The sequence below is a fragment of the Mesorhizobium sp. M1307 genome, from assembly GCF_040318155.1.
Lineage (GTDB): Bacteria > Pseudomonadota > Alphaproteobacteria > Rhizobiales > Rhizobiaceae > Mesorhizobium.
On sequence record NZ_JAMYLR010000031.1, the window covers coordinates 1 to 20,770 of the forward strand.

17 protein-coding genes and 2 pseudogenes are annotated in these 20,770 nt (G+C 62.2%); 10 read left to right on the plus strand and 9 right to left on the minus strand.

Annotation, left to right across the window (positions count from 1 at the left end; genetic code table 11):
- The first annotated feature begins 332 nt into the window (after positions 1–332).
- The 3 genes from fumC (at position 333) to NKH16_RS25325 (ending at position 2,847) form a co-directional block, all read left to right on the plus strand.
- On the plus strand, positions 333–1,730 hold the full coding sequence (gene fumC, locus NKH16_RS25315) for a class II fumarate hydratase (protein ID WP_352902483.1): 1,398 nt from the start codon (positions 333–335) through the stop codon (positions 1,728–1,730).
- A 128-nt stretch (positions 1,731–1,858) separates the two neighbouring features.
- The gene (locus NKH16_RS25320) at positions 1,859–2,293 is read left to right on the plus strand and encodes a DoxX family protein (RefSeq protein ID WP_352452770.1); all 435 of its coding nucleotides are present in this window, start codon (positions 1,859–1,861) and stop codon (positions 2,291–2,293) included.
- A 140-nt stretch (positions 2,294–2,433) separates the two neighbouring features.
- Positions 2,434–2,847, plus strand: a complete 414-nt coding sequence (locus tag NKH16_RS25325) for a DoxX family protein (protein ID WP_352452771.1) — start codon at positions 2,434–2,436, stop codon at positions 2,845–2,847.
- Between the two features lie 18 nt (positions 2,848–2,865).
- On the opposite strand, the gene NKH16_RS25330 is transcribed toward NKH16_RS25325, so the two are convergent.
- From NKH16_RS25330 to NKH16_RS25340, 3 genes are all read right to left on the minus strand, one after another.
- Positions 2,866–3,492, minus strand: coding sequence for a hypothetical protein (locus tag NKH16_RS25330; RefSeq protein WP_352747296.1), 627 nt, complete (start codon positions 3,490–3,492; stop codon positions 2,866–2,868).
- A 63-nt stretch (positions 3,493–3,555) separates the two neighbouring features.
- Positions 3,556–5,088, minus strand: a complete 1,533-nt coding sequence (ppx, locus tag NKH16_RS25335; protein WP_352747298.1) for an exopolyphosphatase — start codon at positions 5,086–5,088, stop codon at positions 3,556–3,558.
- The gene (locus NKH16_RS25340; RefSeq protein WP_352747300.1) at positions 5,088–7,289 is read right to left on the minus strand and encodes an RNA degradosome polyphosphate kinase; all 2,202 of its coding nucleotides are present in this window, start codon (positions 7,287–7,289) and stop codon (positions 5,088–5,090) included. Before NKH16_RS25340 ends, ppx begins: the two co-directional genes overlap by 1 nt.
- Positions 7,290–7,438: 149 nt before the next feature.
- Here NKH16_RS25340 and NKH16_RS25345 point away from each other — a divergent pair, with 149 nt between their 5' ends.
- Both NKH16_RS25345 and NKH16_RS25350 read left to right on the plus strand, forming a co-directional pair.
- On the plus strand, positions 7,439–7,684 hold the full coding sequence (locus NKH16_RS25345) for a zinc-finger domain-containing protein (RefSeq protein WP_023677627.1): 246 nt from the start codon (positions 7,439–7,441) through the stop codon (positions 7,682–7,684).
- A gap of 19 nt (positions 7,685–7,703) precedes the next feature.
- Positions 7,704–8,936, plus strand: a complete 1,233-nt coding sequence (locus NKH16_RS25350) for an FAD-dependent monooxygenase (RefSeq protein WP_352747301.1) — start codon at positions 7,704–7,706, stop codon at positions 8,934–8,936.
- 9 nt (positions 8,937–8,945) lie between these two features.
- Here NKH16_RS25350 and NKH16_RS25355 read toward each other — a convergent pair.
- Positions 8,946–9,618, minus strand: a pseudogene (locus NKH16_RS25355) (TIGR02117 family protein).
- A gap of 104 nt (positions 9,619–9,722) precedes the next feature.
- Between NKH16_RS25355 and NKH16_RS25360 the strand changes: the two are divergent.
- The 3 genes and pseudogenes from NKH16_RS25360 (at position 9,723) to NKH16_RS25370 (ending at position 11,748) form a co-directional block, all read left to right on the plus strand.
- Positions 9,723–9,986 (plus strand): metal-sensing transcriptional repressor, encoded by a 264-nt coding sequence (locus NKH16_RS25360; protein ID WP_023719742.1) that lies wholly within the window; start codon positions 9,723–9,725, stop codon positions 9,984–9,986.
- Positions 9,983–11,005: a cation diffusion facilitator family transporter gene (locus NKH16_RS25365; protein ID WP_502894987.1), complete on the plus strand. Its 1,023-nt coding sequence runs from the start codon at positions 9,983–9,985 to the stop codon at positions 11,003–11,005. Before NKH16_RS25360 ends, NKH16_RS25365 begins: the two co-directional genes overlap by 4 nt.
- A gap of 30 nt (positions 11,006–11,035) precedes the next feature.
- A pseudogene (locus NKH16_RS25370) lies at positions 11,036–11,748 on the plus strand (HoxN/HupN/NixA family nickel/cobalt transporter).
- A gap of 74 nt (positions 11,749–11,822) precedes the next feature.
- On the opposite strand, the gene NKH16_RS25375 reads toward NKH16_RS25370, so the two are convergent.
- The gene (locus tag NKH16_RS25375) at positions 11,823–13,739 is read right to left on the minus strand and encodes a multicopper oxidase domain-containing protein (RefSeq protein ID WP_352747304.1); all 1,917 of its coding nucleotides are present in this window, start codon (positions 13,737–13,739) and stop codon (positions 11,823–11,825) included.
- Positions 13,740–14,393: 654 nt separating this feature from the next.
- Here NKH16_RS25375 and NKH16_RS25380 point away from each other — a divergent pair.
- Together NKH16_RS25380 and NKH16_RS25385 are read left to right on the plus strand one after the other, a co-directional pair.
- Complete coding sequence (locus tag NKH16_RS25380) at positions 14,394–15,830, plus strand: multicopper oxidase family protein (protein WP_352747306.1); 1,437 nt, start codon at positions 14,394–14,396, stop codon at positions 15,828–15,830.
- Between the two features lie 13 nt (positions 15,831–15,843).
- Positions 15,844–16,281: a YqaA family protein gene (locus NKH16_RS25385; protein WP_352743421.1), complete on the plus strand. Its 438-nt coding sequence runs from the start codon at positions 15,844–15,846 to the stop codon at positions 16,279–16,281.
- A 126-nt stretch (positions 16,282–16,407) separates the two neighbouring features.
- On the opposite strand, the gene NKH16_RS25390 is transcribed toward NKH16_RS25385, so the two are convergent.
- The 4 genes from NKH16_RS25390 to NKH16_RS25405 all read right to left on the minus strand — a co-directional run bounded on the left by NKH16_RS25390 (position 16,408) and on the right by NKH16_RS25405 (position 20,669).
- Complete coding sequence (locus NKH16_RS25390) at positions 16,408–17,157, minus strand: amino acid ABC transporter ATP-binding protein (protein ID WP_031194215.1); 750 nt, start codon at positions 17,155–17,157, stop codon at positions 16,408–16,410.
- Positions 17,158–17,227: 70 nt separating this feature from the next.
- Positions 17,228–18,385: an amino acid ABC transporter permease gene (locus NKH16_RS25395; protein WP_352452782.1), complete on the minus strand. Its 1,158-nt coding sequence runs from the start codon at positions 18,383–18,385 to the stop codon at positions 17,228–17,230.
- 4 nt (positions 18,386–18,389) lie between these two features.
- The gene (locus tag NKH16_RS25400; protein ID WP_352452783.1) at positions 18,390–19,577 is read right to left on the minus strand and encodes an amino acid ABC transporter permease; all 1,188 of its coding nucleotides are present in this window, start codon (positions 19,575–19,577) and stop codon (positions 18,390–18,392) included.
- A gap of 63 nt (positions 19,578–19,640) precedes the next feature.
- A complete protein-coding gene (locus tag NKH16_RS25405) occupies positions 19,641–20,669 on the minus strand; it encodes an amino acid ABC transporter substrate-binding protein (protein WP_254820740.1) in 1,029 nt (342 codons plus the stop codon).
- Positions 20,670–20,770 lie beyond the last annotated feature (101 nt).

A 20,770-nucleotide genomic window follows, 5' to 3' on the forward strand; every position in this document is an offset into this window, starting at 1 on the left:
TCGCTCCTTCGCTCAACTGCCTCTCCAAAGAATCCTTTCTCAGCCTAAACTCAACCCCAAAATCGCCATATGCGATTCCCCTGCCCTCGAGGGGGAGATGTCCGGCAGGACAGAGGGGGTCGTCTCGCGTGGAACACCAGCCTGTTCCGTCCGCTATGGGAGTTGCGTCAAGACCTACCGACCCCCTCTGTCGCCTTCGGCGACATCTCCCCCTCAAGTGGGGAGATTGCCAGCACCTTCAACCGATTTGCATTCCCGTCACCCGCAATCTCCGCTTGAAGGCATTTGTGCAACGCGATACGCCGATTGCAAATTGCAAACCGGAGAGACACGTGAGCGCGCCAGAGACCAGAACCGAAACCGACACGTTCGGTCCCATCGAGGTCGCCGCCGACCGCTATTGGGGCGCGCAGGCGCAGCGTTCGCTGGCCAATTTCAAGATCGGCTGGGAGAAACAACCTGCCTCGATCGTGCGGGCGCTGGGCATCGTCAAGCGGGCGGCAGCGGAGGCCAATATGGAGCTGAAGCGGCTCGATCCGGCAATCGGCAAGGCCATTATCGAGGCCTCCCAGGAGGTCATCGACGGCAAGCTCAACGAGCATTTCCCGCTGGTCGTCTGGCAGACCGGTTCGGGCACGCAGTCCAACATGAACGCCAATGAGGTGATCTCCAACCGGGCAATCGAGCTTCTGGGCGGTGTCATGGGATCAAAGAAGCCGGTGCATCCCAACGACCACGTCAATATGAGCCAGTCGTCGAACGACACCTATCCGACGGCAATGCACATCGCCTGCGCCGAGCGCATCATTCACGACCTGCTGCCGGCGCTAAGACATTTGCATGCGGCACTCGACGCCAAGACCAAGGCTTTCGCCCATATTGTCAAGATCGGCCGCACCCATACACAGGACGCGACGCCGCTGACGCTCGGCCAGGAATTCTCAGGCTATGCGGCGCAGGTCGCCTACTCGATCAAGCGCATCGAGATGACGCTGCCCGGCCTGCAGGAATTGGCACAGGGCGGCACCGCGGTCGGCACCGGCCTCAATGCACCGGTCGGCTTTGCCGAAAAGGTGGCGGCGCGCATCGCCGCAATCACCGGCATCGATTTCGTCACCGCGCCGAACAAGTTCGAGGCGCTTGCCGCCCATGATTCCATGGTCTTCTCGCACGGCGCCATCAATGCCTGCGCGGCGGCGCTGTTCAAGATCGCCAACGACATCCGTCTGCTCGGTTCCGGCCCGCGTTCGGGCCTCGGTGAATTGTCGCTGCCGGAAAACGAACCGGGCTCGTCGATCATGCCGGGCAAGGTCAACCCGACCCAGTGCGAAGCGATGACGCAGGTTTGCGTGCAGGTCTTCGGCAACAATGCGGCGATCAGCTTCGCCGGCAGCCAGGGCCATTTCGAACTCAACGTCTACAATCCGCTGATGGCCTATTGTTTCCTGCAGTCGGTGCAGCTGCTGGCCGACGCTTCGGTGTCGTTCACTGACAATTGCGTCGTCGGCATCGAGGCCCGCGAAGACAACATCAAGGCAGCGCTCGACCGTTCGCTGATGCTGGTGACGGCGCTGGCGCCGACGATCGGCTATGACAACGCCGCCAAGATCGCCAAGGCGGCGCACAAGAACGGCACAACGCTGCGCGAGGAAGCGCTGGCCACCGGGCTGGTCAGCGAAGCCGATTATGAGCGGCTGGTGCGGCCGGAGGACATGACGCACCCAGGGTAAGTTGATCGCGAAAACGTTACCTGGGTGAACAATCCGTAACCAATCTGGCATCTTTGGTGAACAGTCGGCCTGCGCTAACTAGACGGGTATCCCAAGCCGTTTGGCCAAACCCTTCTGGAGAGTTACGCATGTCCACCAACACGTCCACCAACACTTCGTTTGCCGGTTCCGGCACCGCCTCCGGCGCCTCGGGCACGATCCTGCTCGGCCGCATCCTGCTTTCGGTCATCTTCCTGCTTTCCGGTTTCGGCAAGCTGACGGCGATTGCCGGCACGGCCGGCTATTTCGGCAGCCTCGGCCTGCCGCTGCCGATGGTGACCGCCATTGTCGTCGGCCTTATCGAACTGCTTGGCGGCCTGGCCATCCTCGTCGGCTTCCAGACCCGGATCGTCGGCTGGGTAATGGCGATCTTCACCGTCGCCACCGCGCTGGTCGCCCACACCGGCTGGGCCGATCAGATGCAGATGATCAATTTCATGAAGAACCTCGGCATTGCCGGCGGCTTCGTCGTGCTCGCCTCCTCGGGCCCAGGCGCGTATTCAATCGACGCCAAGCGCGGCTGAAGCAGCCCAGCATTTCCTGAACAAAGGGGCGCGGAATTTTCCGCGCCCCTTTTTCGTTGTCGTTTGTGCCTGTCGGTCCGCTGACCGGAATTCTGCTAGGATCGGGGCTCTTGGCCACCCGGCCGACAACGGAGGTTGCCATGCCCCGCAATGCGCTGCTTTTGCTTTCCCGACTAATGTTCGCCGCACTGTTCGTGCCGTCCGGCTTCCATGCGCTTGCCGACATTGCCGGCACGACCGGCTATTTCGCCGGCCTCGGCCTGCCGCTGCCGACGCTGGCTGCCTGGGGCACCGGGCTGTTCGAACTGATCGCCGGGCTGCTCATCCTCGTCGGCCTCAAGACGCCGATCGTGGCGCTGCTGCTCGCCGCCTTTTGCGTCGCGACAGCGTTCATCGGCCACTATGGCCAGGGCGGCGGCGATCCGACGCTGACCTTCATGCATTCGCAGATGCTGATGAAGGACATCGCGATATCAGGCGGTTTTCTGGCGCTGGCGATGGCTGGCGCGGGTGCATGGTCGGCCGACGGCCGGATGGCTGCAGGGACTGGCTAAGCTGCCGCCCGGCTCGGCTCATTTGCTGTCGAGAAAGACGAACTCCGCAAGCCTGGTTATGTTTATGGGCTGAGAGAGAAAGGCGCCATGCCCCATTTGACCGACGCTGATGGTCAGGCAAACCAGTCTGCTTTCCACCGCGATCGGCAGCCATTCATATCCATATTGATCTGCGCCCTTGGGGGAGTAGCTCCGAAGATTGCTGTCAATCGCGACATACAGGTAGTTACGCAATTGGATCAGGCTTGCCCTCTTCAGGTATGGCAACAGGTCGGTTCGGCCCACGACAGGGTCAAGAAAGTTGCCGAGGGGCTGATGAACGGACAGAGTTCGATCGACAGCGCCAGGACAGAGATTAACGTCCGCAAAAAACGTGTTCATCGAAATCGATCTTTGAAATTTGATCATTTCGTCGCTTATTCTAAATACAAAGTAATTTATCTTTTGCCCACTTTTAGGTTTTAAAAAACCTTTGAGCAGATTGAATGGTGTTTTGCCGTCTGCGCCTTTTGGATAACTCTTCTCAAACTCAAACGCGCCTTTTGCAGCAACGGAAACCTTGGAAACCGTCTGAGCTCTGGCCGCGTCGACAATCAACAATGACAGGACGGAAAGCAGCAGCGGCAGGATTTGACTGGATTTCACGATCTTCTTCCCCTCAGCGTGCAGTCGTCGCGATTGGCATCCATTTCAGTGCCGCGCCTGAAGCTACTTCACCGAAACACTAGGCCCGCCCTCGACCGCCAGCACCAGCCGACGGTTGGTCACCCTTGCCAGTTGTGCCAGCCGGCCGGCGGGCCGCTCGCCGTAAAGATCGGCCAGCGCTGCCGGCAGCACCAGCGCCAGCACGCCATTGCCGCGGTTTTCCCATTTCAGTCGCGACATGACGCCGGGCATTGCCGCCGTCAGGAGATAGACGACGCGCAGCAGCGCCGCCAAGACGCGGGCGCGCTCGAGATAGCGCGGTGTCGCCAGTCCGCGGATTTCCGGAGCGGCTTCATTGAACACGCCCTCGTGGCGAAACAGGCTGACAAGCGCCAGGAAGGCGCGGCCGGGATGATCGACGCCGATGAAGGAGGCGTGGGCGATGATGTTGAGCGATTGCTTGCCGCGATATTCGGGATGGGCACGCCAGCCGATATCGGCGAGCAGGCAGGCGGCGTGGCGGTAGCGCGCCTCATCCCTGGTCTCGTCGATGCCGAAGGCGGCGAACGCCTTGCCGGTCCACTCGACAAGCTCATGCGCGTGGTCGACCGAGCGCGAGCGCAGGCGGGCAAGCTCTTCCGCCGCCGAGATCAGCGGATCGGCTTTCTGCTCGGCCTTGTCGAGCAGCGAATAGAGAAAGCCCTCGCGCACGCCCAGCGCCGACACGATGATCTTCGACGGCTGCATCGCCGCCATGATCTCCTGCAGCACGATGGCGCCATAGGGCAGCAGCGAGCGGCGGTTCTTGGAGATGCCCTCGATGCCTTTGATCTTGTCGATCTCGGCCTTGGCAACCTGCCGGAGGAAGTTCGCGGCGCTTTCGATGCCGATCTCGTAATGGTGCATGACGCCGAGCGGGTAGTTGGTCATTTCCATGTGTAGCCGGGCGAGATTTCGCCAGGTGCCGCCGACCGTGTAGAAGGTCCTGCCCTGCCCGCCCTTCAGCAATTTCGCCCGCGCCAGTTGGTCGCGCGTGATCCTTGCCGCCTGGGTCAGCGAGTTCTTCGCCATGTCCTGCAGGCGCAAGCCGCCCAACGGCAGCGTGATGCCGTCACCGATCGTCTCACCATCGATGTCGATCAGTTCGAGGCTGCCGCCGCCAAGGTCGCCGGCAATGCCGTTGGCCGGGTGGAAACCGGAGATGACGCCGAGCGCCGAATAATGGGCTTCCTCGCGGCCGCTCAGCACCTGGATCTCGGTCTTGAGCACATCCTCGGCGCGGTGGATGAAGTCGGGGCCGTTGACGGCCTCGCGAGCGGCGGCGGTCGCCAGCACATATATGCGCTCGGCGCCGGCCTGGTCGGAGAGTGCGCGGAAACGGCGGAACTCTTCCATCGAGCGCGTCACCGCCTCGGGATCGAGCTTTCCGGTCGAAACGATGCCGCGGCCGAGGCCGGCCAGCATCTTTTCGTTGAACAGCAAGGTCGGCGAACGCGCCAGCCCCTCATAGATGACAAGACGGATCGAGTTCGATCCGATATCGATGATGGACAGCGGTCGGCGGTCCTGAAGCCGGCCCTGGGACGCTGAAATCATCAGCCCGTCGCTGCGTTCTGTTTCTTGCGGCGCTTGAACTGCGCGATGCGCTTGGGCGCATGCGACTTCAACGCATCGCCCCGTCCGGACAGGCTCGGATTGGTCATGAAATATTCCTGCGCGTTGAACGGTTCCTCGCCCTCCTCCAGCACGACGCGCCGGGAGGTTCCGTCAGCCAATACGTCGAAACTTTGCTGGTTGTCCATGATGTTGCCGAGCATGATCTGGCCGAGCACCTGCTCATGCACAGTTGGATTGGTGATCGGCACCATGGTCTCGACGCGGCGGTCGAGATTGCGTGGCATCAGATCGGCCGAGGAGATGTAGACGATCGCCCCGTCCGAGGGCAGGCCGTGACCGTTGCCGAAGCAATAGATGCGGCTGTGCTCGAGGAAACGGCCGACGATCGATTTCACCCTTATGTTCTCCGACAGGCCGGGCACCTGCGGCCTCAGGCAGCAGATGCCGCGCACGACGAGATCGATCTCGACGCCGGCGCGGCTGGCATCATAGAGGGCATCGATGACGATCGGGTCGACCAAGGCGTTCATCTTCATCCAGATGCGGGCCGGCCTGCCCTCCAGCGCGTGGCTGATCTCATCCGAAATGTGCTGGAGGATGCGGTCGCGTAGCGTGAACGGCGAGATGGCCAGCCGCATCTGCTCGGCCGGCTCGGCATAGCCGGTGATGAAGTTGAACAACTGGGCGACATCGCGCGCGATCGTCGGGGCGGTGGTGAAGAAGGACAGGTCGGTGTAGATGCGTGCCGTGACCGGGTGGTAGTTGCCGGTGCCGAGATGCACGTAATTGCGCAGCCTGCCGTCCTCGCGCCGCACCACCAGCGACATTTTCGCATGGGTCTTCAGTTCGAGAAAGCCGAAGACCACCTGGACGCCGGCGCGCTCGAGGTCGCGCGCCCAGCGGATGTTGGCCTCCTCGTCGAAGCGCGCCTTGAGCTCGACCAGCGCGGTCACCGACTTGCCGGCCTCGGCGGCGTCGACCAAAGCGCGTACGATCGGGCTGTCGTTGGAGGTGCGATAGAGCGTCTGCTTGATCGCTACCACTTCCGGATCGGCCATCGCCTGACGCAGGAACTGCACCACGACGTCGAAGGATTCGTAGGGGTGGTGGACGATGATGTCCTTCTCGCGGATCGCGGCAAAACAATCGCCGCCATGCTCGCGGATGCGCTCGGGAAAGCGGGGATTGTAGGGGGTGAATTTCAGATCGTCGCGGGCGACGGCGACGATCTCCGAGATCTGGCTGAGCGCCAGCGGACCGGTGAGCACGCTGATGCGGCTTGCCGAAACGCCAAGCTCGCCGGCGACGAAGTCGCGCAGTTCGGGCGGCATCAGCCGGTCGAATTCGATCCGGATAACCGAGCCGCGGCGCCGCCGCTTCAGCGCCGTCTCGAACAGGCGCACCAGATCCTCGGATTCTTCCTCGACCTCGATATCGCTGTCGCGGATGATGCGGAACGTGCCGGAACCCTTGACCTCGTAGCCCGGGAACAGCTTGCCGATATAAAGACCGACCGCCTCCTCGAGCGGGATGAAGCGGACATGGCGCTTGCGATCCGGCAAGCGGATGAAGCGCCTCAGCGCCACCGGCAGGCGCAAAAGCGCGCTCATTTCCTCGCTGTTCTTACGGTGGCGCAATTGCAACGCCATCGAGAAACCGAGATTGGGAATGAACGGGAACGGATGCGCCGGGTCGATCGACAGCGGCGTCAGCACCGGAAATACCTGCTCCTGGAAATGGTCCTCGAGCCAGATCTTCTCGTCCTTGCTCAGCGCATCGCGGGTGATGCTCTCGATGCCTTCCTTGTCGAGCAGCAGCATCAGCGCCGAAAGGCTTTTCTGCTGGTCCTCCTGCAGGCGCTCGACCTCGCGCAGCAATTGTTCGAGCTGCTGCTCGGGCGTGCGTCCGTCCGGGCTCTTCAGCACGATGCCCTCGCGCACCTGGCCGGCAAGACCCGCAACGCGGACCATGAAGAACTCGTCGAGGTTGGCGGCCGATATCGACAGGAAGCGAACACGCTCGAGCAGCGGATGGTTGGCGTTCAGCGACTCTTCGAGCACGCGCCGGTTGAATTGCAGCCAGGAAAACTCGCGGTTGACGAAGCGGTCGGGATTGCCGCCTTCGCGGCTCGCCGCCTCGACGGTGATGAATTCGTTCTGCACCGGCTTCAGTTCGTTCATGGTTTCCGCTCTTCCCACACCGTTCGACGACCATAGCCTTAACCGGCTTAACTTATCCTCTGACAGGCTTTTGCGACAGTTTCATTTCATCGATCTTGCAAAGAGACGGGTTATGATCCAGATGCAATCGACAAGATCAGGAGACGACGATGGCAGGCGGTTCCATTCCCCATTTCCAGAACGATGCGGGCTATCCGGCAATCGACATCGGCGTCAAGGAATTCATGTGCACCGGCGCCAATCCGCCTTTCGACCACCCCCATGTATTTCTCGACATGGGCGACGACAACGAAAAAGTCTGCCCGTATTGCTCGACGCTCTATCGCTATTCGCCGAAGCTGAAGGCGTTGGAAACGCAGCCGCCGGGCTGCCTCTATCTCGACCAGGCCGCCTGATTCTTCCGCGACAAGCCTGATGCAGGAAACGCAGTCCCGGCAGGTGGTCATCGCCGGGGCGGGCGTCGCCGGGCTGACCGCGGCACTGGCCTTCGCCGAGCGCGGCTATCGGATAAAACTGTTCGAACAGGCGCAGCACCTCGAGGCTGCCGGCGCCGGTATCCAGCTTTCGCCCAACGCGACGCGCATCCTACGGCAGCTCGGCGTACTCGATCGGCTGCTGGCGACGGCGGTGCGGCCGGAGGCGGTCGTGCTCAAGGATGCCGCCACGCTGCGCAAGCTGGCGCGCGTACCGCTTGGCCAGGCGGCCGAAACGCGCTGGGGAGCGCCCTATCTCGTTGCCCACCGCGCGGATCTGCAGTCAGCGCTGATGCAGCGAGTTTCGGAGCAGCCCGGTATCGATCTGATCGCCGGCGCGCGGGTGACCGACATCGCAGCCGGATCGAAAGGTGTTACCGTCACTGCATCGGCTGATGGCGACACGGTCGAGGCTGGCTGTCTGCTGATCGGCGCCGATGGCGTCTGGTCGTCGGTGCGAGAAAAACTGGCCCGCAAGGCGGCCGAATTCGGCAGAAGCCGGTTTTCGGGCGAGCTTGCCTGGCGCGCCACGGTGGCCGCCGACAGCCCCGCCGGACAAGCCTTCAGGGTGATCGGTGCGCCCGATTGCGTTACCGCATTCCTCTATCCCGGCTTCCACATGGTCGCCTATCCGGTCAGCCGTGGCACTGCCTTCAACCTTGCGGCCTTCACCAGGGGCAAGCGCATCGCCGAGGGCTGGTCGGGGCATGCCAACCCCGCCAGCCTCGCCAGCGCCATGCGCGGTACCGCGCCGGCGCTGGTCCGTCTGGCGAGCGAGGCCGCGCCATGGACGGCATGGCCGATCCACACCGTCGAGCAGCGGCGGTGGACGACGCCGGAAGGGATCGCGCTGATCGGCGATGCGGCGCATGCGATGACGCCGTTTGCCGCACAGGGCGCGGCGATGGCGATCGAGGACGCGGTAACCCTTGCCGGTTTCGTTGCCACCTCGCCTGCCGATCTCAGCAGCGCGCTTGTCGCCTGGGAACAGGCGCGGCGGCCGCGCGTCGCCCAGGTCGCCCGCCGCGGCGTCGTCAACCGCCTCGCCTGGCATGCGGCCGGGCCGGTGGCGATGGCCCGCAACCTGTTCCTGGCGATGCGCTCGCCCGAAAAACTCGCCGCCGATCTCGACTGGCTCTATGGCTGGCGGGCGTTGGACGCTCGGCGGTCCTAAGTCGCCTTGTCAATTGTAAAGCCGCATCGAAAGGCCGAGCGAGGCCGGCAGCGGGTTCCACCAGCCGGTGCGCAGCCCGGCCGTGCGCAGTGCAGCCGCCGCCCAGGTGTTGCAGCCGACCAGCGCGTTGAAATGGCCATTGGCTTCGAAGAAACGATCGAAACGGGAATACGCCGCATTCTCGATCGGCATGGCCCCGTTGGGTCCGTGCCGGAAGCTTGCCGCAATGTAATCGAGCAGCGCGGTAAACCGCTCCTCGCCGATGTCGAAGCCGGCGACGTCGGGATGCGGCTCGGCGATGTCGCCTGAAATGTCGACATGCATCACCGAGGCATCGACGGTCAGCGCCTTCATCACCGGCACTGCCTTCAGTTCCGACCAGGTCGGCGTCTCTAGACTAGAAGGCGCGGCCGCCCCAGCCGAAGACGATGTAGCGGACCTCCGCCATGTCGGCGGGAATGCCGGCATCGACCAGGAAATGGAAGCGCCGGCGCACATCGTCGTCGACCGGGATGGCGATGTCGGTGTGGATCGGATTTTGCAGCACCAGGATACGGTGGCTTGTGCCGATCGGATCGGCAACGGCCGCCGGCCAGAGCGGGCGCGGCAGCAGCGTGCCCAGCGCCACCGCAAGGACTGCTGCAACGACCAGCAGGCCAAGAAAACGGGCAAGCTTCTTCATGGGAAAGGCATAGAACAAGCAATGCTCAAGGTGAAGCCCCTCCGAAAGTTGCACAGCTGACTTAGAGCTTGACGCGTATCCTCCCCGGGAGGATATGCTCAAGCATGTCAGATCACCTCCACGCCTCGCATCCTTCCATCATAAAGCGCCTGAAGCGCGCGCAAGGCCACCTTGCGGCGGTGCTGGCGATGATCGAGGCGCATCGCCCTTGCGTTGACCTGGCGCAGCAGCTTCATGCCGTCGAAAGGGCCATCAGCAGCGCCAAGCGCGAGCTGATCAACGATCACATCGAGCATTGCCTGACGGACAGCGTCGAAACCGGCGGCAACTCGCTGGCGGAACTCAAGCAGCTGGCGAAATATCTGTGAATGCCATCGTAGCCCCCATTCTGGAATGGCTCGGGTTCGGCTCGCACGCCGCACATCATCACGGCGGTCACGGTCCGCACGGTCACAGCCATGGCGTCATCGACGCGACAATTGCCACCACCGACCGGGGCATCTGGGCAATCAAATGGTCGTTCGTGATCCTGGCGATCACCGCAGCATTGCAGATGGTCGTGGTTGCGTTGTCGGGGAGCGTGGCATTGCTGGCCGATACGATCCATAACATCGGCGATGCGACCACGGCGATCCCGCTATGGATTGCGTTCGTGCTGGCGCGGCGCAAGCCGTCGCGGATCTTCACCTATGGCTTGGGCCGGGTCGAGGATCTGGCCGGCATCATCATCGTGCTCATCATCCTGTTCAGCGCTGTAGTCGCTGCCTACCAAGCCATCGACAGGCTGATCAATCCACAAGTGGTGACACACCTGGGCTGGCTGACTGCGGCGGGCATTGTCGGCTTCCTCGGCAACGAGGCGGTTGCCGTGTTCCGTATCCGCGTCGGTCGGGAAATCAACAGCGCGGCACTGATTGCCGACGGCTACCACGCCCGCACAGATGGACTTACCAGCCTTGCCGTGGTCATCGGAGCCATCGGCGTCTGGTTCGGCTTTTCCTTGGCCGATCCGATCGTCGGTCTGCTGATCACGATTGCGATCTTCGGTATCGTCTGGCAATCGGCCCGCTCGGTGCTGACCCGCATGCTGGATGGAATCGAACCCGGTGTGATGGACGAAATCCGACATGCCGCCGAGCATGTTCCGGGCGCGCGCATTGTCGATGCCAAGGCGCGCTGGATCGGTCATAGATTGCACGCCGACATCGCAATTGCCGCGGACGAAACCCTGCCGCTGTCGGCGGCGAACAAGATCGCCGCAGCGCTGAAGGACGAACTATCCCAGCATATGCCGGCCCTGGCAGAGGCGAATGTGCGGTTTTCAACGGAACGTGGAGAGAACGACCATCCTCACGAGCACACGCATGACCACGGCCACATGCACTGACGCTCGCCGATTTTCTGCTAGTCTCGTCCGATGTTCCAGACGCTCGTCGAATTTCAGCGCACGATCTATCTGACGCTCGGCGAACAGATCAAGCTGCTTGCGGCCGGAGGCAATTGGCTGGCGTTCATGGCCTTCCTGCCGATGGGCGTCGTGTTCGGGGCTGCCCATGCGCTGACGCCGGGGCACAGCAAGGCCGTCCTGGCGACGTATCTTGCCGGTTCGGATGCGAAGGTCTCGCGTGGTCTGCTCGTATCTATCACGCTATCGTTCACGCATGTGACGATTGCCGTTCTGATTGCGGCTCTCTCGCTGCCACTGGTCTCAATAGCATTGGGCAGCGTCGGCCGCGCTCCGCTTCTGGAGCACATCAGTCGCGGGCTGCTCGGCCTCATTGGCGTCTGGATGCTCTGGCGCGCTTTGAGCCACAGCCATCACCACAGGCACGAGGGCGAGGCTGTCGGCGTCATGGCAGGCCTGATCCCATGTCCGCTTACGCTTTTCGCTATGACTTTCGCGATGTCCAGGGGTGTTCCGGCAGCGGGCGTCCTGTTTGCCATCACCATGATGGTCGGCGTGGCGCTGACGCTGTCCTGCGTCGCCGTGTTGTCGATCGTGTTTCGGGAACGGCTTGTACAGTTTTTCGCGCGCCAGCCACGGCTGTTCGAACCATCTCCCGGGCCATCGAGGGCGCCGCCGGTCTCGCCCTTGCCGGCGTCGCTGTCTGGCAGATCACATCAGCTTAAGAGAAAATATGGTTTCAGCCACTGCATGGTGTCCGGTCCGGTGCAGCGGCTGGAACGCGCCAAGGCGACGCCGGTCATGTCACATCGATCACGACCATCAGTCCGCCGCCGCCCTTCTCCTCGACATTGTTGTTCGTGGTGTGATGCGGGATGTGGCAATGGATCAGCCATTTGCCCGGACGCTGCGCCTTCCAGATCACGTCGTAGCGCTGACCCGGCCCGACGTTGATCGTATCGGCAAGGAAACGACCCGAAGCGGGGACCGTCTCGCCGTCGCGGGCAACGACCTCGAACGGTCCGCCATGGATATGCATCGGATGGATGAAGCCGTTGTTGGTGCCGATGAACCGCACCTTGAGCGTCTCGCCGACCTTCATCGGGATCGTCTCGGTCGAGGGATAGGCCTTGCCGTTGATGGTGAAGAAATTCGGCATGCCGCCGTCCATCGGCATCGACGGGTAGGTCAGCCCTTCCCGCACCAGCCATTCCTGAAGCTGGATGACGTAATCATCGTCGGCCGCGACCTCGTCGGCAGGATTGGCGGGATCGATGATCAGCGCACCGTAGAGGCCGAGCGCCTGGGTCCGGTCCGGCTTGGCATGGGGGTGGTAGAAATAGGTTCCGTGCTGGGTTGCGGTGAATTCGTATGAATAGGATTGGCCGGGCTCGATCGGCGCCTGGGTGATCTCGGCCGGCCCATCCATCTGGTTCGGCAGGATCAAGCCATGCCAATGCACCGTCGTTTCCTCAGGCAGGCCGTTGGTGACGTTGATCCTGACCCGATCGCCCTGGCGAATGTGAATTCGCGGGCCGGGAATCTGGCCATTATAGGCATAGGCGTCGACCGCGACGTCCGGCAGGATCTGCCAGCGGACCACTGAAGGCCTGAGCTCGAACACCTTGATGCCATTCTCTATCCGAAACGGCAGTTCCTGGTCGCCCCTTGCCGTCAGGCCATAAGAGGCGGCCACGAGGCGTGGATCGGTAGCGGCCATGTCGCGCATCGTATCAGCCGGCGTGTCGCGATCCATGATCATGCCTCGCGGCATGATCACCCCGCCGACGTCGCGTGCCGACAGCGTCAGGTTCAGCCAGTTCGCCGGCGCGATCATGCCGATGGCGAGCGCCAGCAGGGAGACGGCACCCAGGGCAGCCACCTGCGGCGTTGTGGCATCTGTCTCCATGTGATGGCCGCCGCCTTTGCCTTTGTGGGAAGCTATATCGTGGCGCTGTCCGCGATGGCCACTGGCGTCGGCCTGCTGCATTTGCATCTGCGCATGTTGCCCCGTTGCAGGCTGCTCTCGACCATCGATGCCGGCTGCCTGCGCGCGCTGTGTCATCAGCCCATGCTTCAGCCCCCGGGCGACCAGCCAGACATTGGTCGGGTAGGCAAGCGCAAAGCCGGCGATGACGCCGATCGACATCACGCCCCAGAACAACAGCTCCGTCGGTTCCATCGCGCGCATGTCGCGGCCCATCATCAGGAAGCTCATGACCGGCGCCATGCCGGCCATCATGAAGTTCATGGAGATGAACTCGGGCAGGAAGCTCTTGCGTACGTTTTCCCAATAGGTGCCGCCCATCATCGATTTCATGAACAGCGACTGGAAGATGAACAGGCCGAAGGCAAAGCCGGCGAGATATTCGACGATCAGGTCGATCCACATCGGCAGGCCGAGCGCCGCCGTGACGGCGGCGGCAAGAATGATGCCGGTCGCATCGCCGGCGACGCAGTGGATGGTGGAGCCGACGCCCTGCTTCCAGAGCGGCCGGGTGAACACCTCATGCTCGTCCGGTCGGGGTTCCTTGTCGGCGAGCACGTAGAGCAGCAAGCCGAGCGGACCCATATAGAGGGTGACCAGGATGAAGCCCCATTTCATCACCACCGGCTCGGGATTGTTGCGATATTGGTCGAAGCCGACATAAAGCGTCGAACCCAGCGCCAGCGCGAACCAGACGACGAGGAAATAATCGATCGGTTGGATGAGCATCAGGATGAACCCTTGACCTATCGCCGCACTCGCCCACTCGGCTTGTTATACAACTCCTAATGGCAACAAACGCGGCTGGCGCGCTTATGATCCGCGCCGACCGTACGCTGTTCAGGCAGGCCAATTTTCGTTGTAACCGACTGATCTGATGACGCCTGCCCGCAGCTCCGGAACTGTCAGTCTTATCATTGCGGCTCTCCTCTAGTGGGGTTGTTATGGGGCTTCCCATCACAGGAAGGTCAAGGGCTTTTGAGCCAGCCCAAATCATCGCTGTCGTGCCGAAGCAGCCCTCGAAATTTGCCCCTTGACCTTCCCGTGATGGGAACCTTTATCGTGTCGCAGTTACCCAGTTGGAGCTGCAAACCCATGAACGCTGTCGCTCATAACCCCAGCCGAGCCTGTTTCCGCTCCCGCGATTCAGATTGGGATCGAGGGCATGACCTCCGCCTCCTGTGTCGCCCCGCTTGAAAGGCGCTGAAGACGGCGGCATGACGTGACCGAGGCTAGTGTCAACCTGGCTACGGAGCGTGCCACGTGAGTTACACCGCGTGCCGACGCGCGTGACCTTAATCTCGGAGACAACACATGGATCGACGCTGTTTTCTGGCCGCAGGCGTTGCCACGGTTCTCGCCAGCCCGCGCGCCATCGCCCAGATGAAGATGGACGAGATGCCCGGCATGGATATGGGGCACGCGGGCCACGACATGGGCGCGGCACCAAAAAGCGCGACCATGCTGCCTGAGGGCCAGGCGTTGCGCGAGTTGCCGCTGCTAGCCAATGAAGCCAATGCGCCCCGCCTGTTCAGAGCAAACCTCACGGCTGAACCCGCCATGGTTCGCTTTGCAGAAGGGCTCGACACGCCAATCCTTGGATACAATGGTATGAGCCCGGGGCCATTGATCGAGGTGACTGAAGGCGACCGTGTCGAGATTGCATTCACGAACCGAATTCCTGAAGAGACGAGCACCATCCATTGGCATGGCATGCCGGTTCCAGCTGACCAGGATGGCAATCCTATGGACCCCGTTGCGACGGGCACGGAGCGCACCTACAGCTTCGAACTGCCCGAAGGAAGCGCGGGGTCGTACTGGTATCATCCGCATCCGCACGGCAAGACGGCCGAGCAGGTCTATCGCGGACTTGCCGGCGCGTTCGTGGTCAAGCCGAAGGCGGACCCGATCCCGGCCGAGTATGGCGACACTGTGCTGATGTTCACAGACCTTCGCCTTGCCGCCGACGGCACCATGCCGGACAACACCATGGTCGATTTGATGAACGGGCGCGTCGGCGATCACGTGCTGGTCAATGGACAAAAAAATCCCGCGCTATCCGTCCCGTTTGGAACAAAGCGGCGATTTCGGTTCTACAACGCGACTAACGCGCGCTTTTTGCGGCTCTCCTTCGACGGCGCACCCATGACGATCATCGGCACCGATGGCGGTCTGCTGGAGGCGCCGGTGGCAGCCAAGGATGTCCTGCTCAGCCCGGCGGAACGCCTTGAACTGATCGTCTCGTTTGAGAAGCGCGGCCCCGTCACCCTGAGCACGCTCGACTACGATCGCGGCTGGATGGGCGCAGGCCGCCCCGCCGATGCAGGCCTGACATTGCTTACGGTCAATGTTTTGGACACGCCTGCAGAGACGTTTCCTCCGCTGCCGGAAAAGCTTCGACCAATTGCGCAACTTGGCACCCCTGCCGTCAGCCGGCGTTTCGTGTTCACCGAAACGACGACGATGAGCGCGACGGATATGCAGATGGGCTTCCTGATCAACAGCGCGGCGTTCGACATGGGCCGCATCGACGTGGTGTCGAAAACAGGACAGGTCGAGCTCTGGGAAATCGTCAACAAGGCCGACATGGACCATCCGTTCCATGTTCATGGGACGCAGTTCCAAGTGGTCGAGCACGAACGTGGTGGGCAGGTCTCGAAACCGGCCTATCTCGCCTGGAAGGACACGGTCAACGTGGCGCGCGGCGAAACGATGCGGCTTTTGCTGCGCCAGGATCGCCCCGGGCGGAGGATGTATCATTGCCACATCCTGGAGCACGAGCAGCTCGGCATGATGGGCGTCGTCGACGTGCAGGCCTAGCCGGTCGCTCGACGTGGCTGCACTGGCAATCTATGGCGCCCTGTTCACCAGCGCATTCCTAGCCGCAACCATCTTGCCGGTCTCGTCGGAAGTTGTGCTCGCCGGCTTGATCGCCGGCGGCCGTGGCGATCCGGTGCTACTGCTTGCGGTCGCCACAATCGGCAACACGCTCGGCTCGGTGGTGAACTGGACGCTGGGGCGTGGCATCGATACGCTGCAATCTAGGCGATGGTTTCCCATCACCCGTGAACGATACCAGCGGGCCAGCCGGAGCTTTCGCCGCTTTGGCGCGTGGCTGCTCCTATTCGCCTGGCTGCCGGTCGTCGGGGACGCCTTCACTGTCGCGGCAGGCGCGGCCCGCATGCATCTCGGCATATTCGTGATGCTTGTCGCATTGGGCAAGGCTGCACGATATGCGGCAATCGTCGCAGGATTGTGGGTGCTAAGATAATTGCTGATGCTCGCCATCGACCAAAGGGCAGATCCTCCCGAGCATCACCGCTCGTCGAATACGCGTAAGGCCCGAGCAAGACAGAGAGCCCGGTCCGCCGGTCTTGTCCCGAACCGGCGTACAGGATCAGTGCAGGATCTGCGACAGGAACAGTTTCGTGCGTTCATGGCGCGGGTGGTCGAAGAACTCGGCCGGCGTGTTCTGCTCGACGATCTGACCCTGATCCATAAAGATCACCCGGTTGGCGACTTTGCGCGCAAAGCCCATCTCGTGGGTGACGCAGAGCATGGTCATGCCTTCCTCGGCCAGCCCGACCATCGTCTCCAGCACTTCCTTGATCATTTCCGGATCGAGAGCCGAAGTCGGCTCGTCGAACAGCATGATGCGCGGGTTCATGCACAGCGAGCGGGCGATCGCCACGCGCTGTTGCTGGCCGCCGGAAAGCTGGCCGGGATATTTGTTGGCCTGTTCCGGAATCTTGACGCGCGTGAGGAAATGCATGGCGATTTCCTCGGCCTGCTTCCTCGGCATCTTGCGCACCCAGATCGGCGCCAGCGTGCAATTCTCCAGGATGGTCAGATGCGGAAACAGGTTGAAATGCTGGAACACCATGCCGACCTCGCGGCGCACCTCGTCGATCTTCTTCAGATCGTTGGTCAGTTCCTTGCCGTCGACTATGATCTTGCCCTTCTGGTGTTCCTCCAGTCGGTTGATGCAGCGGATCATCGTCGATTTGCCGGAGCCCGACGGGCCGCAGATGACGATGCGCTCGCCGCGCATCACCTTTAGATTGATGTCCTTCAGCACATGGAATTCGCCGTACCATTTGTGCATGGCAATGATGTCGATGGCGACATCGGTGGTGGAAATGTGCATCTTGGCGGCATTGACCTTGATCTCTTCCGCGCTGACGGCGTTTTCTATGGCCATGACAAGGTCCCCTTTTTTAGCGTTTGTGGCCGGTGTCGAGACGGCGTTCCGTGTACATTGAATAGCGCGACATGCCGAAGCAGAACAGCCAGAAGATGAAGGCCGCGAACACCAGGCCGGATCTGGCCGTCTGCGGCGTCGCCCAATTGGCGTCGGAGAAGTTCTGCTTGACGATGCCGAGGAGGTCGAACATCGAGATGACGATGACCAGGCTGGTGTCCTTGAACATGCCGATGAAGGTGTTGACGATGCCGGGAATGACCAGCTTCAGCGCCTGCGGCATGACGACCAGGCCCATCTTCTGCCAGTAACTGAGGCCGAGCGAATCGGCGCCCTCATACTGGCCTTTGGGGATCGCCTGCAGGCCGCCACGCACCACTTCGGCCATGTAGGCGGCGGCAAACAGCGACACGCCGATCAGCGCGCGCAGGAACTTGTCGAAGCTGACGCCGGCCGGCAGGAACAGCGGCAGCATCACGCTGGCAAAGAACAGCACCGTAATCAGCGGGATGCCGCGTACCGTCTCGATGAAGATCACGCACAGCAGCTTGACGATCGGCATGTTCGAGCGCCGGCCGAGCGCCAGCACGATGCCGATCGGCAGCGACACGGCAATGCCGACGAAGGACAGGCTGAGCGTCACCAGCAGCCCACCCCAACGCGACGTCTCGACATGCGGCAGGCCGAACATGCCGCCGACCAGCAGAACGAAGGCGACGACCGGCAGCGCCAGGAAGAGAAGAATGGCGTTCAGCCCTTTGCGCGGTACGCGCGGTATGAGCAAAGGCACCAGCAGTGCCACGAACAGGATGGCCACCACGATCGGCCGCCAACGCTCCTCGACAGGATAGGTGCCGAACATGAACTGGCCGAACTTGGCGTTGACGAAAGCCCAGCAGGCGCCGGTCCAGCCGTCCGACTGGATGCCGCCCTGCGCCACGGTGGCGCAGACCGTGCGGTCCGGTCCCGTCCACTGGGCGTTGATGAAAGCCCAATTGACGATCTGCGGCAGGATCATGGCAACCAGCGCGATGCCGACGATGGTCAAGATGGTGTCGCCCGTGGTGGCAATCAGGTTCTTGCGGATCCAGGCGGTGAGGCCACGCTCGCTCGACGGCGCCGGCTGCGCCAGCGTCATCTCCGTCCGCACCCAGGACATGTCGTGTTCCTGCATGGCCCTACCTCTCCACCAGCGCCATCCTGGCATTGACGACGTTCATGATCGCCGACGTGATCAGGCTGAGCGCGAGATAGACAGCCATCATGATCACCACGCCTTCGACCGCCTGCCCGGTCTGGTTCAAGACAGTGCCGGCAGTCGCCGTCAGGTCCGGATAGCCGATGGCGATGGCGAGCGAAGAGTTCTTGGTCAGGTTCAGATACTGGCTGGTCAGCGGCGGAATAACGATGCGCATCGCCTGCGGCACGACGACAAGCCTGAGGATCGATCCCGAGCGCAGCCCGAGTGCCGCGGCCGCCTCGGTCTGGCCCGTGCTGACGCCCCTGATGCCGGCGCGCACGATCTCGGCGATGAAGGCGGCCGTATAGCAGGACAACGCCAGATAGAGTGACAGGAACTCCGGTCTGACCTGAAAGCCACCGACCAGGTTGAAAGTCGATTGTTTCGGGAATTCGAAGCTCAGAGGAAAGCCGCTCAGCGCGTAGGCCAGCAGCGGCAGGCCGACGATCAACGCTATGGATGTCCAGAGCACCGGGAACGGCTGACCCGTCGCCATCTGCCGCTGCCGCGCCTTGCGGGCGACGAACCAGGCCATGGCAATGCCGAGGAGCAGGGCGACCAGGATCAGCCAGGAGCCCTCGCCCCAGACAGCGCGCGGAAAATAAAAGCCGCGCTGGTTGAGAAAGGAGCCGAACGGCAAATTGATGCTCTCGCGCGGTGGCGGCAGCACGGCGAGTACGCCGGAATACCAGAAGAAGATGACCAGCAGCGGCGGGATGTTGCGGAAGACCTCGACATAGACCGTGCAGATCTTCCTGATCAGCCAGTTGCGCGACAGTCGGCCGATGCCGACGATGAAACCGATGATGGTGGCGGTGATAATGCCGACGACGGCCACGATCACGGTGTTGATGAAGCCGACCAGGATGGCTCGGAAATAAGTCGAATCCGACGAATAAGCGATGGCGCTTTCGCTGATGTCGAAGCCGGCGCGGCCCTTGAGAAAGCCGAAGCCGGAAGCGATGTGCAAGCGCGTCAGATTGACGATGACGTTGTGGGTAACCCACCAGACCCCCGCTACCAGCAGGACGAGGACCAACGCTTGAAAGAATATACCGCGGACACGAGGATCATTGATGAAGGAACCGCGGCTTGGCTCCTCGCGAAGAACTTCCTGCGATGCCATTCGACAGTCCCCTGGAAAGAGAGACCGGAAGGCAGACGATCTGCCTTCCGGATCCATTTTCGATCAGCGGATCGGCGGAGCGTATTGCAGACCACCCTTGGTCCACAGCGCGTTGATGCCGCGCGCGATCTTCAGCGGGCTGCCCGAGCCGACATTGCGCTCGAACATCTCGCCGTAATTGCCGACGGCCTTGACGATGTTGACGACCCAGTCGTTAGAGACGCCGAGATCGGTGCCGATCTTGGTGTCGGCTTCCTGGCCGAGCACGCGCTTGATCTCGGGACTGTCCGAGTTCTTCATCTCGTCGACATTGGCCTTGGTGATGCCGAGTTCCTCGGCGTCGAGCAACGCGAAATAGGTCCACTTGACGATGTGGTACCATTGGTCGTCGCCCTGGCGTACAGCCGGCCCAAGCGGTTCCTTGGAGATGATCTCGGGCAACACGACGTGGTCGGCCGGCGCACCGAGCGTCAGGCGGATGCCATAGAGGCCCGATTGGTCGGTGGTGTATACGTCGCAGCGGCCGGCGTCATAGGCGGCGTTAACCTCTTCCAGCTTTTCGAAGACGACAGGATTGTACTCCATCTTGTTCGACTTGAAATAGTCGGCAAGGTTGAGCTCGGTCGTGGTGCCGCTCTGCACGCAGACCGCCGCGCCCGAAAGTTGCAGCGCCGAATTCACGCCCGGTAGCTTCTTGGCGTTGATCATGAAGCCCTGGCCGTCATAATAAGTCGTGCCGATGAAGTTCAGGCCGAGTGCGGTGTCGCGATTGATGGTCCAGGTGGTGTTGCGCGACAGGATGTCGATCTCGCCCGACTGCAGAGCGGTAAACCGCTCCTTGGCGCTGAGCGGCGTAAACTTCACCTTGGTGCCATCGCCGAACACGGCGGCCGCCACAGCGCGACAGAAGTCCGCGTCGATGCCTTGCCACTCACCCTTGTCGTCCGGCGCCGAGAAGCCGGCCAGACCGGTCGAGACGCCGCATTGGATGAAGCCCTTCGCCTTGACATCGTCGAGCGTGGCCGCCGAAGCCGCCGAAGCCGCGAATCCAAACGCGGCGGCGCCCAAAACGCCGATTGCAATGTGTTTCATGACCCACAGACCCTTTTCTGTTTTTTCCAGGCGAACCTGACTTTTTCCCGTGTGAACGCAGCTATGTATCCCGGCCCATTACCGGAATCCCGCATCGTAAC